We start from the raw sequence: 13,889 nt of genomic DNA on the forward strand, positions 1-13,889 counted from the left end.
CTTCAGAGTCGATCCGTTAAGGTGGGGGCATGAGCGAGACGATCGGGCGCCGCGAGCGCAAGAAAGCCGCCACCCGCAAGGCGATCTCCGACGCCGCGACGCTCCTCTTCGTCGAGCGCGGGTTCGACGAGGTCAGCATCCGCGAGGTCGCCGAGGCCGCCGACGTCTCCCCCACGACCGTGTTCGCGCATTTCCCGCAGAAGGAGGCCCTCGTCTTCGACGAGGATGACGCGCAGCGCGACATGCTCGTCGGCGCCGTGCGCGACCGCGCCGTCGGCACTTCGGTGTCGGAAGCCCTTCACGACCTCTACCGGCGCGAGCTCATCGGCCTCGCATTCGACCCCACGGGTGAGAATCGCCGGAAGTTCATGCAGCTGATCACAGGAACCCCCGCGCTCCAGGACTACGCGTCGCGCATGTGGCTGCGCCATGAGGACGCCCTCGCCGACGCGATCGCCGAGACGACCGGGCGGAGCGAACCGGATGCGGAGACCCGCGTCTACGCGCGCATGGTGCTGCAGCTGCAGATCCTCGCGTTCGAGCACGACGACGCCGCGGCGACGATCGAGGCGGGTTTCCGCATCCTCGACCGGGGGTGGCGCGAAGCCCACTGACGCCGTGGGGGCGGGCGGGAAAGTACGGCCCGTGAAGCCGGGAGGGCGTGCGACGGACGGAGGCGATGACACCGCTGCCACGTCCTCCGCTCGCCGCATCCCCTCCCCTTCCGCGCCCCCGGCCGGAGCTCAGTCGCGCGCGGCCGCCACAGCCCGACGGGCGACTTCGACGAGGGCGTCGCGGAGGGCGGCGGGGCGAGCGTCGGCGATCGGGCGGTCGAAACGCAGGCACTCCGCCGCAAGCGCGCCCCACGACCACGACCCGAGACTGACCCGCGCGCGTCCCTCCCCGGCGTCGAGCAGCGTCCCGTCTACGACGTATGGCTCGAGTTCCTCCCGCGACGCCTCGACTACGATCTCACCCTGGCACGGCCAGCCGCCCGACTCGTCGCCACCGCGGAACCGCCCCTCCAGATAGCGCGCGGGGTCACCGCCGGGCACGTCCCGACGCGGGAACGAGCGTCCGCGATGGGTCTTGAGGCGCATGCGGTCGACGCGGTACACGCGCCATGCATCCCGTTCGGGGGTGAAGGCGAGCAGATACCAGCGGCCACTGTGCCACAGCAGATGGTGCGGCTCGGTCACGCGCACAGGCCCCTCGGACCCGGCGTAGTCGAACCGCAGCTCCTCGCAGGCGTTGATCGCCGCCTCGATCGCGCCGAGTGAACCCGGGTCGACCCCGACCGCACCGACGGGTGCGACCGCCTCGACCGCGAACCTCTGCGCCCGACGGCCGAGCGGCGCGGGGAGAAGGCGTGAGATCACGCTCAGGGCTTCCTCGGCAGCATCGGCCAGTGGGCCGCCCGACGAGGCGGCGAGCCTCAGCGCAACAGCAACCGCCACCGCCTGCTCGTCGCCGAACGCCACGGGCGGTAACAGCGCGCCCGCACGCAGGCGGTAGCCGCCGGCGGGTCCGCGCGTCGCGTCGATCTCGTAACCGAGTTCGCGCAGCCGGTCGACGTCGCGGCGGATCGTGCGCTCGCTCACGTCGAGGCGGCCGGCGAGCACGGGGGCCGGCCAGTCGCGTCGGGACTGCAGAACCGTCAGCAGCGACAGCAGACGGCGCGACGTCGACGGGGAGGAGCTTTCCGGCACGGCATCCATTCTGCTCCGTATTGCGGACGATCTCTGTCCGCATCTGACGAGAGAGTCATGGCATCCGGAACCTCCCGGCTCACGACAGGACAGACATGACCCTCACCACCACGCTCCACGTCAACTTCGACGGACAGGCCGCCGCCGCGCTCGCGTTCTACGCCGAGGTGTTCGGTGGCACCGTCACGGCGGTGCCCTACGGGGACACGGCCGAGGTTCCCGAGCAGCGCGAGCAGATCGTGTGGGGCGAGATGGTCGCCCCGAGCGGTGTGCACGTCATGGCCTACGACATCCAGCGGTCGCTCGCGTACGACCGCGGCACGAACCCCTTCTACCTCGCTCTGCGTGGCCACGACGCCGACGAGGTGCGTTCCGCATGGGAGGGACTGAGTCAGGATGCCGAGATCCTCGCGCCCTTCGGCCCGTCGGCGTTCTCGCCGCTCTACGGCAAGCTCGTCGACCGCTTCGGCGTGGTGTGGATCATCGACGAAATCGCGTCCTGGAACGGCTGAGGCGGGGCTCCGGGGTCGCGCGTCAGACCCGCGTGCTGCTCGCGCGTACCACCAGCGCCGCGGGCACGGTCTCGGCCACCGGCGCGGCCCCTTCGATCGCGGCGACCAGGGCGGCGACCGCCTGACGGCCGAGGGCGTCGAAATCCTGGCGCACGGTGGTCAGCGGGGGACGGTACTCGGCGGCATCGACGATGTCGTCGAACCCCACCACGGCGACGTCGCGCGGAACCTCGCGGCCCGCGTCGGCGAAGGCCCGCAGGGCGCCCAGCGCCATCTGGTCGTTGGCGACGAAGACGGCGGTCGCTGCGCGCAGGGCGTCGGCGGCGAGGTGACCGGATGCCGAGGTCCAGTCGCCGCGGACCGGTTCGGGCGCGGTCATCCCGGCGTCGGCCAGCGCCTCGCGCCACCCGCGTTCGCGCTCGGCCGCGGCGAACGATCCGGAGGGTCCGGCGAGGTGATGCACCGTGCCGCGCCTCAGCGAGAGGAGGTGCGCGGTCGCCGCGCGGGCGCCCCCGGTGTGATCGGTCTGCACGATCGAGAAGCGATCGTCGGGCGGGGAATCGACGACCACCACATGCAGATCGGCCGGCGGGTCGACGTCGCGGGCGAGTTCGGTCGCCTCGTTCAGCACGACGGCGCCGTCGACGCCCTGTGAGCGGAGTCGCGCGAAGGCGTCACGGATCCCGCGATCCCCCACCGTCACCACCGCGAGGGCGTATTCGCGCGCGGCGGCGGCCTCGGAGATCGCCTGCAGCATGCGCGAGTTGCCGACCGAGGCGAGGGTCGACACGACGAGACCGATGGTGGAGGTCTGCCCGGTGCGCAGGGCCCGTGCAGCGCGATGCATGCGATAGCCGAGGTCGGCCATCGCCTTCTCGACGCGGGCGCGGGTGACAGGGTCGACGCGCGGGCTGCCGTTGGCCACGCGCGACACCGTCTGCGCCGACACTCCGGCTCGTTCGGCCACGTGGGCCATGGATACGCGCATCGCACTCATTGCATGTTGACGATATCACGCGCGGCCTGTAACGTGTTATCGTGAACACGCACAGCCTCTCCGCGGTGCCCCTCCGCGCCGGTGTGGTCAAGCGCCCGACCCGCCTCGCCGACGGCCGCGAACTGATCTATTTCGATGACCCCGGCACGACGCTCGGCGCCGAGCGCGCCGTCGACGCCCGCACGCTCGACCCCCGACCCGCCACCGCCACCATGCGACAGGACGTGCTCACCGGCGACTGGATCACCGTGGCATCCAATCGCCAGAACCGGGCGTTCCTGCCTCCCGCACACCTCGACCCCCTGTCGCCGCAGACCCCGACCAACCCTTCGGAGATCCCGTCGCTGTACGACGTCGCGGTCTTCGAGAACAAGTCGCCGTCGTTCGGGCCCGCGCTCGACGTCGCGACCGAAGACGCACCCGCCGCCATCGACCCGCCGCTCGGCGACGACGACCTCGAGCACCTCGGCCTCGGCCGCACGCGCACCTCGGTCGGCCGGTGCGAGGTCGTCTGCTTCAGCCCCGCGCACGAGGGGTCGTTCGGCTCCCTGTCGCGCACCCGAGCCCGCACGGTGATCGAGGCGTGGGCCGACCGCACCGCGGCGCTGTCGGCTCTACCCGGCATCCGTCAGGTGTTCCCCTTCGAGAACCGCGGGCAGGAGATCGGCGTCACCCTCCCCCACCCCCACGGGCAGATCTACGCCTATCCCTACGTCACCCCGCGCACACACCGGCTGCTCGACACGATCTCGCGCAGTTCCGAGAACCTGTTCCAACGCATCCTCGACTTCGAATCCGCCGGCGAGCGCGTCGTGCTGCGCGGCGAGCACTGGACGGCGTTCGTCCCGTTCGCCGCGCGCTGGCCCGTAGAGGTGCACGTGCTCCCCCACCGCCACGTCGCCGACCTGGCCGAGACGACCGATGCCGAGCGCGACGAGCTCGCCCCGTTCTACCTGCGGCTGCTGCGCGGCATCGACGCCCTCTACGACACCCCCACCCCCTACATCGCCGCGTGGCACCAGGCGCCCGTCGGGCGGGGTCGCGACGAAGTCCGCCTCAATCTGCAGATCACCTCGCCCCGTCGCTCCGCCGACAAGCTGAAGTACCTCGCCGGATCCGAAGCGGCCATGGGCGCCTGGATCGGCGATGTGACCCCCGAGTCGCAGGCCGAGCGCCTGCGCGCCGCCCTCGACACCGTTCCGGAGGTGACGGCATGACCGCCGTCGACGACGCCCGTACCCTGCTCACCCGCATGACCGACGCCCCCCTCGCGGGTGTGTGGTCGGCTCCCGGTCGCGCCAACCTCATCGGCGAGCACACGGACTACAACGAGGGCTTCGTCTTCCCGTTCGCGATCGCGCAGCGCACCGCCGCCGCCGTCGCCGTCCGCTCCGACGACGTCATCCGCGTGCGCTCGACCTTCGCCGACGACACGGTCGAGGTATCGCTCGCCGACCTCGACGCCCGCATCGCCGCCGGCGGCCTCGACTGGGCCGGGTACCCACTGGGCGTGGCGTGGGCGCTTCTTCGGGAGGCTCCGGATGCCGCTCCGCGCGGCGTCGACCTCGCGCTGGCGTCGGAGGTACCGGTGGGTGCCGGGCTGTCGTCGTCCGCCGCGATCGAGGGAGCCGTGGCATCCGCCCTCAATGACGTCTGGAACGCCGGGCTCGACAAGGTCGCGCTCGCCCGGGTCGGCCGCATCGCCGAGAACGACGCCGTCGGCGCGCCGACGGGGATCATGGACCAGATGGCCTCGATGCTCGGCGTCGCCGACGCCGCCACCTTCCTCGACTGCCGCACGCTCGAGACGCGCCCCGTCGCGCTCGGCTTCGCCGAGGCGGGGCTGTCGATCCTGGTGATCGACACTCTCGTCGAGCACGCGCACTCCACCGGCGGTTACCGCGAGCGTCGCGAGGCGTGCGAGCGGGGCGCCGCGGCATTCGACGTTCCCGCGCTGCGAGACGTCACGGTCGATGATCTGCCGCGGGCGGCCGAGATGCTCGACGACGTCACGTTCCGCCGCGTGCGTCACATCGTGACCGAGAACCAGCGCGTCCTCGACACCGTGGCCGCACTCGACGCCGACGGCCCGTCGGCCATCGGCGATCTGCTCGTGGCCTCGCACGCCTCGATGCGCGACGACTTCGAGATCTCGGTGCCCGAGCTCGACCTCGCCGTCGAGACGACCCTCGGCGCCGGCGCCCTCGGTGCGCGCATGACCGGCGGCGGCTTCGGCGGGGCGGCCATCGCGCTGATTCCGACCGGGCTCATCCCGGCGGCGACCGAGGCGGTGCGCGCCGCGTTCGCGGCATCCGGGTTCCGTGCACCGAACATCTTCACGGTCACGCCGTCGGAGGGCGCACGCCGCGACGCCTGACCGGCCTTCACCCGCGAGTGCGCGGCGGTGTTCCGCGCTCCGGCCCGGTCACGCGTAAACACGATTCGTGTGCATAAACACGCTCTGAACGTGTTTACCGGCACGGAGAGCGTTTATGCGCGACACCCGGAATCCCACGTCACGGCGCGCGACCCGCACCTCACCCACACGCACCGAAAAGCACCGCGCCACGGCGACGGACCCCTGCCCACCACCCCGTAAACACGATTCGTGCGCATAAACACGCTCAGAACGTGTTTACCGGCACGGAGAGCGTTTATGCGTTGCCCGGGGACGTCCGACGCAGCTCGGGGAACGACTGGCGTCGCCCGGTGCACCACGGGGGGGGGCATGCGGAGCGCCCCGCAGGCCGATCGGCGCACCCCACAGGCGGAGCGACGAGGTCCGCAGACCGCGCCCGGCACCGAAACGCGCGCGCTCGAAGCCCACCCGCGGCGACGTACCCGTTGCCTGGCAAAGCGCGTGATGCGGGCGTAGCCTGCGCGCATGAGCGACGACGACGTGCTGGCGTGGCTGGCCGAGAGCGACCCGAGCCTGCGGTGGAAGGTGGAGCGCGACCTGCTCGACGCCCCCGAACGACAGTCGCAGGCCACCCGCGCCCGCGTCGCGCGCGAGGGGTTCGGGGCGCAGTTGCTCGCCGCGCAAGGGGAGGACGGCCTGTGGGCGGGCGGCGCCCACTTTCCGGCCGACTACCGCGGCGGAGAAGCCGGCCAACCCTGGACGGCGACGTCGTGGTCGCTGATGAGCCTGCGTGAATGGGGAGTGGATGCCGACGCCCTCCGGCCCGACACCGCCGGCCTGCTGCGGCGCAACGCGCGGTGGGAGTACGAGGATCTGCCCTTATGGGACGGCGAGGTCGACGCGTGCATCAACGCCTTCACGCTCGCCAGCGGCGCGTGGCTGGGGGCTGATGTCAGTGGCATCCGGAACTGGTTCGTGAAGCATCGCCTCCCCGACGGCGGGTGGAACTGCGAGTGGGTCGAAGGGTCGACGAAGTCGTCGTTCCACTCGACGATCAACTCGGTGATCGGGATCCTCGACGATGAGCAGCGCACCGGCGGGACGCCCGAACTGCACGCGGCCCGCAAGGGCGCCGAGGAGTACCTGCTCGAGCGGCGCCTGCTGTACCGGCTGTCGACGGGTGAGCGGCACGTCTGGGCGCATCACCTAGGGTATCCGTTCCGCTTCCGGTACAGCGCGCTGCGCGCCCTGGACCACTTCCGCGCCGCAGCGCAACATGACGGCACCGAGCCCGATCCGCGCCTCGCCGAAGCGGTCGAGCTCGTACGGGCGTCCCGCGCCGCCGACGGCACCTGGCACCAGGCCTACCCGCCGGAGGGACGCGAGTGGTTCGCCGTCGACGTGCCCGCCGGAGAACCGTCGCGCTGGCTGACATTCTTCGCGCTGCGGGTGCTGCGCTGGTGGCACGATGACGCGGCCTGACGAGACGTGCGGCGCTCTCGCCCGGGCGACGAACGACAGCGGCGGCTCAGAGGTGCGGAATGACCTCGCGCTCGAACAACGAGGTGCCGGATGTGTCGTACGCCGCCTCGGGGAAGTAGTGGATGGCATAGCCGAGGCCGTGCTGCGCGCGGGTGCGCAGACGCTCGACGATCTGCTCGGGAGTGCCGAACCCGTCGGAGGAGCGGTAGTCGGCCTCGATGGCATCGGCCCGTTCGTCGCCCACATGCGGGCGCAGGCGTGCGACGACCGCAGCCAGGCGATCGGATGCCTCGGCCTCGGTCTCGGCGACGATCGTGTTGAAGTTCGTCGAGCGGGTGATCTCGCTCTCGTCGCGACCGAGCGTCTCGCAGTGCCCGCGGAGCACCTCGGACTTGTGGTCGAACTCCTCGAGTGAGCCGCCGAAGTTCGTGTACGCGGCGTACTTCGCCGCGATCTTGAGCGTGACCTTCTCGCCCCCGCCGGCGATCCACAGCGGTATGCCGCCGGGCTGCAGCGGCTTCGGCCGCACGATGGCGCCGTCGACCTCGTAGTACTTCCCCGAGAGGGTCGCCTCTCCCGTGGTCCAGGCCTGGTGCATGATCTCGACCCCCTCACGCAGACGCCCGAGACGCTCGGCGATGGGCGGGAAGCCGTAGCCGTATGCGCGCCATTCGTGCTCGTACCACCCGCCGCCGATGCCCATCTCGGCGCGACCACCCGAGATCAGGTCGACGGTGGCGGCGACCTTCGCCAGGTACGCCGGATTGCGGTAGCCCATGCACGTGCACATCTGCCCGAGACGAACGCGGTCGGTGGCCGCGGCGAAGGCGGCCATCAGCGTCCATGCCTCGTGCGTCGCCTCGGCGCTGGGCACGGGTGTGGTGTGGAAGTGGTCGTAGACCCACAGCGACGCCCAGGGACCGTCGTCGGCGCTCTGCGCGAGCGCGTTCATCACCCGCCAGTGGTCGGCGGGGTCGATCCCCACGAGATCGAAGCGCCAGCCCTGCGGGACGAAGATGCCGAATTCCATGGGCTCACCCTAGGCGCGGTCACCGACACCGCGGCCCGTCGATCGGGAACTCGCCGCCCCGGTCGGGGGCGACGGCGCGCACGACGCCATCGGGGTGCACAGCCTCCGCCCGCCACCCGCGCCCGCGCCCGCGTCCGCGTCCACGTCCACGTCCACGACAGCGACAGCGACAGGGACAGCGACAGCGACAGCGACAGAGGATGCGCGCATCGCCGAGCGAGGCAGCGACCCCGTCGGCTAAGCGGGTGCCGGCTCGCGTTGCCACGGGAGCGCCCGCGTCATGCTCATCACGGCGATGACGCCCAAGCCCAGCGCAGCGGCGGAACCGAGCAGCGGCAGCGTCAGCGCCCCCAGATCCTGACGCGCCTCGGGCACGAGGCCGACCGCCTGGGGCTGCGTCGTGAGCGGCGAGCTCGCGGCGAGGAACTGCTGCGCCGACATCGTGGGGTCGATCGCGGCCGGAGCCCGACGGAGAGCATTGCCGGGCACCGGTGCAGCCGACGACGATGCCGCAGCCGGTGCGGGAGCGGCGATCGGCGCCGACGACGAGTAGCTCACCGTGAGCGGCGACGCCGGCTTCGCGGCATCCCGGACCCCGCCTGTCGTCAGCCAGTATCCCTGCTGCCCCGTGAGGCGGTGGAAGTCGACGAACGACTGCGGGAACGACCCCCAGTACGCCTCGTTGGCCGCCGACCGCGCGACCTGGCCGGCTCCCCCGCTCGCGACCCCGAGGTACTGCGGGGTGACCGTGAAGCCCCCGGCGCGTGAGACGTCGGCGGCACGGAGGTCGGCCAGCACGACGGTCTGCGCGGCGATCGGACTCCATATGGTCATGTCGTCCATCGAGGTGCCGAAACCACTCGCGCTGGCCGTGAGCTGTCCGTTGCCCGCGGCGTCGAGCACGAGCCGCGGATCGGTCACGCTCCAATACGTCATGCCGCCGTAGAAGACCACGGTGAACGACCCCGACCAGGAGATCTCGACAGCGCCGTCCCGGCGCGTGCCGGTGCCCCCGTCGATGACGACCTGATTGCCCGACGTGCTCGCGGTCGAGGACACCGAGACGGCGGCGCCGCGCGCATCCAGGCACTTCGTCGTCCAGGTCGCCGCCGTCCAGGCTCCGGTCGCGGTGGGCTTCTCGATCCGTACCCGGCCGTCCTGGGCACGGTACAGACCGTCGCCCTCACCCCACACTCGCGCACCGCCGGCGTCGCCCGCCCGGCCCGCGCTCAAGAAGTTGCATCCACCCGCGAACGCTCCACCACCGGACTCGGCGTTGAGCCCCCACCGCAGCTGCGCGTCGACGATGCCCCCGTCGCCGCCCGCCGTGCCGCCGGGGTCGGGAACCGTCACGACGATGTCGCCGGGGCCGGCAGCGACCGCGGGAGCAGCGCTCACGCCCAGCAGCATCGCGAGCGCGAGACCGGCCCGCAGCATCACACCCGCCCTCACCGCGGCGTCCCCGTCGACAGCAGCTCGGTCGGAGCATCGGGGCCGGTGGATCCGGGCGCGGGCGGTACGGGGTCGTCCCCCGCGTCCGCCGGGGCTTCGCCCTGCGATGAGCGCGGCGCCGCTGCAACGGCATCCGACGCGCCCCTCGGGCTCGCCGCGGCAACGGCATCCGGCGCGCCCGTCGCCACAGCCGCATCCGGCGCGCCCGCCGCCACAGCCGCACCCGTCGAGCCCGACGCTCGTGCACCCGCCACGCCCGCACGCTCCCGCTTCACCCGGCGCCGCGAGCGAGCCCGGACGACGGCCGTGATGATGCTCGCCATGATCAGCGTCACCGACAGCGCGATGCAGGCGAGCAACAGCACGAGCACCCAGGTGGGTGCGGTCGGGGTCCCGGCGACGGGTACCGCGACGGTCCCCCCGCTGACGGTGACCTCGGCCTCGGCGACGGCGCCCGATCCCGCCCCGCGCAGGGTCAGCAGGTGCGTGCCGTCACGGACTTCGCGCGGCACCGGCAGCGCCGCCGCGACCTCGCCCTGCGATCCGGCGGTCAGGGGACCGACGGCGGTGAGCCCGCCGTCGAGCGAGGCGACGATCTGCTCGCCGGGGGTGAAGCCCTGGCCCGTGAAGACGATCGACGTGCCGGCCGTGACCGAGGCCGACTCGACGCCGACCCGCACGGCGCCCGCCGCCGCGGCCGGGCCCTCTCCCCCGGGGGCCGCTGGGGCCGCAGGGGCCGCCGCGGACGTGAACGACACCGGCGTGAACGTCTCATTGTTGACGTTCTTCACCCCGTGCGCGCCGATGGTGATGATGCCGCAGGTGACCCGCCGGCAGTCGACCTCGGAGACGCGCCCGTCACGGTCCTGGCTCTCGAAGACCGCGCCGGGGATCACCATCGACACCGACCACGATCCGTCGGTGCCCAGAATGCCGTTCGCGGAGCTCTCGGTCTGACTCCCCGGGAAGGCGAGGAAGCGCTGGAAGCCGTTGTTGTCGGCCGACTCCGCGTCGGGCACGTATCGATAGTCCGTCCCCACGACTCCCCCGGCGCTGGGCCGCCACGAGCCGCCCGCGGCGTCGTCGACCCAGCCGAACAGCACGTAGATTCCGCCGAAGCCGTTGGGGATCGACTGGAAACCCGACCCCGACACGGTCACGTCGGTGGCGAAGTCGGCATCCGCGGATGCCGTGCCCCCGGGGCCTGACACCGTCACCGATCCGGCGGCCCACGCCGGGGCGCCGGCGCCGACCGTGGCGGTAGCGGTGAGGGTCAGCGCGGCGGCGAGCGCGATGAGACGACGAGACAGATGGTTCATGGGAGCTCTCCGGGGAAGGGGAAGGGGAGGGGCGCGGAGTCGGCGACGACCAGGAGCGCCCCGCGGGGCCCGACGACGACATCGATCGGATGCCGGTACACCCGCGTGAGCAGATCGGGGTCGAGCACGTCGCGTGGGGGCCCGTCGGCAACCAGGCGACCGTGCTCCAAGAGCGCGATCCGGTCGGCGTAGGCTGCGGCGAGCCCCAGGTCGTGCAGCACGACGACGGCCGACCCCCCGGCATCCACCCGGTCGCGGGTGCGGGCGAGCACCCGGTGCTGATGGCGGATGTCGAGACTCGCGGTGGGCTCGTCCAGCAGGGCGATCCCGCACTCCTGCGCGTACGACCGAGCGAAGGCGGCCCGCGCCCGTTCCCCGCCCGACAGCCCCGTGACCGGCCGATCGGCGAACGCCTGCACCTCACCGGCGACGAGCGCCTCTGCCACCGCTGCGTCGTCTCGGGAAGCGGCGGCGTGACGGCGCCACGGCGCGCGGCCCATGCGCACGACGTCGCGCACGATGAACGGGAACGACACCTCGTTGTTCTGCGTCAGCACCGACCGACGGCGCGCGCGATCGGCGACGGGCCAGGATGTCAGGGGCGCGCCTTCGAGCTCGACGGATCCCGCCGCGGGAACCCGGTCGCCCGCGAGCACCGACAGCAGGGTCGACTTGCCCGCGCCGTTCGGACCGACCAGCACGACCATCTCGCCCGCCGCGAGGTCGAGATCGACCGCGTCGAGCACGCGTCGACCCCCCACGTCGACCGAGATTCCGCGGGCGCGCAGCACCGGGCTCATCCCCATCCCCCCGACCGACGGCGTGTGCGGCGCAGGAGCCAGAAGAAGAACGGCCCGCCGATGAGGGCGGTGAGCATGCCGATGGGCAGCTCCGAGCCGGGCACGGCCGTTCGCGCTACCAGGTCGGCGGCCAGCAGCAGCACCGCGCCGCCGAGCGCGCTCGCGGGCATCAGCAGACGATGGCCGGGCCCGAGGAGCATCCGCATGAGGTGCGGAACCACGAGCCCCACGAAGCCGATGATCCCGCAGAACGCCACGGCCGCGCAGGTCAGCAGGGCGATCACGACGATCGCGATCACGCGCAACCGCTCCACCCGGACGCCGAGGTGCTCGGCCTGCCGCTCACCGAGGGCGAGCAGGTCGAGGCTGCCCGAGAAGAACAGGCACGCCACGATTCCCACGACCGCGAGCGGGGCGACGACGGCGAGGTCGTCCCAGCGGGTCCCGTTGAGCGACCCGAGCTGCCAGAAGACGATCTGTTCGCGCTGCTGGGTCGAACCCAGATAGGTGAACAGCGCGATGGCGGCACCCCCGACGGCGTTCACCGCGATGCCGGTCAGCACCAGGGTGACGACCTCGGTGCGGCCGTCGGCGCGTGCCGAGACGTAGACGACGACGGTCGCGGCCAGCCCGCCGGCGAAGGCCAGCGCGGGAAGAGTGAGGGGCCCGAAGAAGGTGAGCCCGAAGACGATGGATGCCGAGGCCCCCACCGCGGCTCCCGACGAGATGCCGATGACCCCGGGCTCGGCCAACGGGTTGCGGAAGACGCCCTGCATGACGACGCCGGCGGTGGCGAGCGTCGCACCCACGAGAGCTGCCATCAGCAGCCGGGGCACGCGGATGAGCCAGAGCGTGGCCTCGCCGTTGACGTGCTGCATCGCCGCCCCCGGCGAGACCGACAGGAAGCCGAGCCCGACCGCGCGCACCCCGTCGTTCCAGGCGCGAGAGAAGGCGCCGACCACCTGGTCGGCCGGGATCGAGAGCTGCCCACTGCCCGCCGACACGATGGCCAGGGCGATCAACGCGAGGGTGAGGGACACGAACACCGCCGGTACGCGAAGACCTGCGCGGGCGCCGGCAGCCGAGACCGCCACGGGCGCCGCCGCGACCGTCGTCATCCCGCCGCCTCGGGCGCGTACACCGCGACGGCCAGCGCATCGAGCACGTCGGCGGAGGCGGGGCCGAAGCTCAGCACGGTGGTGTCGGACATGTCGACGACGCGGCGGTGGCGACCGGCATCGGTCTGGGCGACCGCCGGGAGGTGCTCGACGAGTCCGTCGACACCGTCGACCGACTCGAGGCCCTTCGTCATCATGATGAGCAGGTCGGGATCGGCGTCGACGAGGGCCTCGTCGGTGATCGGGCGCATGCCCTTCCATCCGATCTCGCCGGCGACGTCGATTCCCCCCAGTGCATCGATCAGGCTGTCCGCCCCCGATTCGTCGCCGAAGAGGTAGTAGACCCCCGACTGACCGCGCACGTAGAGGAACATCATGCGCAGCCTCTGCGCGGGGTCGGCCGGTGCGACGGCGGCGATCTGCGCGATCTTCGCGTCGATGGCCGCGGTGCTGCGCGCGGCGAGCGCGGCCGCGCGCTCGGGCACGCCCAGCGCCGAGCCCACCTGATCGATGAGCGATCCGACCGTTTCGAGAGAACGGCGCGAGTCGACCACGACGACCGGGATACCGGCATCCCGCATCTGCAGGATGGTGTCCCAGGGACCGAGACTCGTGTCGGTGAGGATGACGCTGGGGGCGGCGTCGAGGATCGCCTCGGCGTTGAGGTCGTGCCCGTTCTCGGTTACCACGGGGAGGTGCGCCGCCTCGGGGAAGCCGGTGGAGATGTCGCGGGCGACGACCTGATCGCCGAGCCCCAGCTCGAAGACGATGCGCGAGAGCGAGCCGTAGATGTCGAGCGTGAGGATGCGAGAGGTGTCGGTCACCGTCACGGCGGTGCCCTGGGAATCGGTGATCGTCACGGGGAGCGACTGAGCCCCCTCGGCGACGGGAACGATCGCCGAAGACGCGGCGACGGCGGTCGAGGGGCCTTCCCACGCGAGTGGATCCGCGAGGGGCGTCACCTCCGCCAGCGGCGGCGTCGCAGCGGCCCCGCCGCCGTGCATCGGATCGGCGCCGCTGCAGGCGGTGATCCCCACGGCGACGGTCAGGGCGAGCGCGAGCGCGGCGAGGCCGCGAGTGGTTCGACGGGTCATGAACGCACCTCCAAGTA

The 13,889-nt window shown here is 72.1% G+C and carries 13 protein-coding genes; 5 read left to right on the forward strand and 8 right to left on the reverse strand.

Features of this window, described 5'->3' with window-relative positions; translation table 11 throughout:
* The first annotated feature begins 29 nt into the window (after positions 1–29).
* Positions 30–614: a TetR/AcrR family transcriptional regulator gene (locus ASF76_RS00505; RefSeq protein WP_055951416.1), complete on the forward strand. Its 585-nt coding sequence runs from the start codon at positions 30–32 to the stop codon at positions 612–614.
* 129 nt (positions 615–743) lie between these two features.
* Here ASF76_RS00505 and ASF76_RS00510 read toward each other — a convergent pair whose 3' ends face one another.
* The gene (locus ASF76_RS00510; RefSeq protein ID WP_082484838.1) at positions 744–1,709 is read right to left on the reverse strand and encodes a helix-turn-helix transcriptional regulator; all 966 of its coding nucleotides are present in this window, start codon (positions 1,707–1,709) and stop codon (positions 744–746) included.
* Between the two features lie 95 nt (positions 1,710–1,804).
* Here ASF76_RS00510 and ASF76_RS00515 point away from each other — a divergent pair, with 95 nt between their 5' ends.
* Positions 1,805–2,221 carry a VOC family protein gene (locus tag ASF76_RS00515; RefSeq protein WP_055951422.1) on the forward strand — a complete coding sequence of 139 codons (417 nt, stop codon included), beginning with the start codon at positions 1,805–1,807 and terminating at the stop codon, positions 2,219–2,221.
* 22 nt (positions 2,222–2,243) lie between these two features.
* Here ASF76_RS00515 and ASF76_RS00520 read toward each other — a convergent pair whose 3' ends face one another.
* Entirely contained in the window at positions 2,244–3,218 is a 975-nt protein-coding gene (locus ASF76_RS00520) for a LacI family DNA-binding transcriptional regulator (RefSeq protein WP_055951426.1), read from the reverse strand.
* 41 nt (positions 3,219–3,259) lie between these two features.
* On the opposite strand from ASF76_RS00520, the gene galT reads away from it, so the two are divergent.
* The 3 genes from galT to ASF76_RS00535 all read left to right on the forward strand — a co-directional run bounded on the left by galT (position 3,260) and on the right by ASF76_RS00535 (position 7,059).
* The gene (gene galT, locus ASF76_RS00525) at positions 3,260–4,435 is read left to right on the forward strand and encodes a galactose-1-phosphate uridylyltransferase (RefSeq protein WP_055951429.1); all 1,176 of its coding nucleotides are present in this window, start codon (positions 3,260–3,262) and stop codon (positions 4,433–4,435) included.
* Entirely contained in the window at positions 4,432–5,595 is a 1,164-nt protein-coding gene (gene galK, locus ASF76_RS00530; protein ID WP_055951432.1) for a galactokinase, read from the forward strand. Before galT ends, galK begins: the two co-directional genes overlap by 4 nt.
* Before the next feature lie 507 nt (positions 5,596–6,102).
* Positions 6,103–7,059: a hypothetical protein gene (locus ASF76_RS00535; RefSeq protein ID WP_055951435.1), complete on the forward strand. Its 957-nt coding sequence runs from the start codon at positions 6,103–6,105 to the stop codon at positions 7,057–7,059.
* 46 nt (positions 7,060–7,105) lie between these two features.
* Here the strand turns inward: ASF76_RS00535 and ASF76_RS00540 are convergent, their stop codons facing one another.
* From ASF76_RS00540 to ASF76_RS00565, 6 genes are all read right to left on the reverse strand, one after another.
* Positions 7,106–8,089 (reverse strand): LLM class F420-dependent oxidoreductase, encoded by a 984-nt coding sequence (locus tag ASF76_RS00540; protein ID WP_055951438.1) that lies wholly within the window; start codon positions 8,087–8,089, stop codon positions 7,106–7,108.
* 237 nt (positions 8,090–8,326) lie between these two features.
* Entirely contained in the window at positions 8,327–9,526 is a 1,200-nt protein-coding gene (locus ASF76_RS00545) for a hypothetical protein (RefSeq protein ID WP_055951441.1), read from the reverse strand.
* An 11-nt stretch (positions 9,527–9,537) separates the two neighbouring features.
* Positions 9,538–10,860, reverse strand: a complete 1,323-nt coding sequence (locus ASF76_RS00550; protein WP_055951444.1) for a hypothetical protein — start codon at positions 10,858–10,860, stop codon at positions 9,538–9,540.
* The gene (locus ASF76_RS00555; RefSeq protein ID WP_055951447.1) at positions 10,857–11,660 is read right to left on the reverse strand and encodes a heme ABC transporter ATP-binding protein; all 804 of its coding nucleotides are present in this window, start codon (positions 11,658–11,660) and stop codon (positions 10,857–10,859) included. Before ASF76_RS00555 ends, ASF76_RS00550 begins: the two co-directional genes overlap by 4 nt.
* Entirely contained in the window at positions 11,657–12,778 is a 1,122-nt protein-coding gene (locus tag ASF76_RS00560; protein WP_055951450.1) for a FecCD family ABC transporter permease, read from the reverse strand. Before ASF76_RS00560 ends, ASF76_RS00555 begins: the two co-directional genes overlap by 4 nt.
* Positions 12,775–13,872 carry a heme/hemin ABC transporter substrate-binding protein gene (locus ASF76_RS00565; protein WP_055951452.1) on the reverse strand — a complete coding sequence of 366 codons (1,098 nt, stop codon included), beginning with the start codon at positions 13,870–13,872 and terminating at the stop codon, positions 12,775–12,777. Before ASF76_RS00565 ends, ASF76_RS00560 begins: the two co-directional genes overlap by 4 nt.
* Positions 13,873–13,889 lie beyond the last annotated feature (17 nt).

Source organism: Microbacterium sp. Leaf151 (genome assembly GCF_001424225.1).
Classification (GTDB): Bacteria; Actinomycetota; Actinomycetes; order Actinomycetales; family Microbacteriaceae; genus Microbacterium.

What these genes read in the sequence shown, in the direction of transcription:
- ASF76_RS00560 (WP_055951450.1), bottom strand. Translation starts at nt 12,778, where the DNA reads ATGACGACGGTCGCGGCGGCGCCCGTGGCGGTCTCGGCTGCCGGCGCC.
- ASF76_RS00555 (WP_055951447.1), bottom strand. Translation starts at nt 11,660, where the DNA reads ATGAGCCCGGTGCTGCGCGCCCGCGGAATCTCGGTCGACGTGGGGGGT.
- galK (WP_055951432.1), top strand. Translation starts at nt 4,432, where the DNA reads ATGACCGCCGTCGACGACGCCCGTACCCTGCTCACCCGCATGACCGAC.
- ASF76_RS00540 (WP_055951438.1), bottom strand. Translation starts at nt 8,089, where the DNA reads ATGGAATTCGGCATCTTCGTCCCGCAGGGCTGGCGCTTCGATCTCGTG.
- ASF76_RS00565 (WP_055951452.1), bottom strand. Translation starts at nt 13,872, where the DNA reads ATGACCCGTCGAACCACTCGCGGCCTCGCCGCGCTCGCGCTCGCCCTG.
- ASF76_RS00505 (WP_055951416.1), top strand. Translation starts at nt 30, where the DNA reads ATGAGCGAGACGATCGGGCGCCGCGAGCGCAAGAAAGCCGCCACCCGC.
- ASF76_RS00515 (WP_055951422.1), top strand. Translation starts at nt 1,805, where the DNA reads ATGACCCTCACCACCACGCTCCACGTCAACTTCGACGGACAGGCCGCC.
- ASF76_RS00550 (WP_055951444.1), bottom strand. Translation starts at nt 10,860, where the DNA reads ATGAACCATCTGTCTCGTCGTCTCATCGCGCTCGCCGCCGCGCTGACC.
- ASF76_RS00545 (WP_055951441.1), bottom strand. Translation starts at nt 9,526, where the DNA reads ATGCTGCGGGCCGGTCTCGCGCTCGCGATGCTGCTGGGCGTGAGCGCT.
- ASF76_RS00520 (WP_055951426.1), bottom strand. Translation starts at nt 3,218, where the DNA reads ATGAGTGCGATGCGCGTATCCATGGCCCACGTGGCCGAACGAGCCGGA.
- ASF76_RS00535 (WP_055951435.1), top strand. Translation starts at nt 6,103, where the DNA reads ATGAGCGACGACGACGTGCTGGCGTGGCTGGCCGAGAGCGACCCGAGC.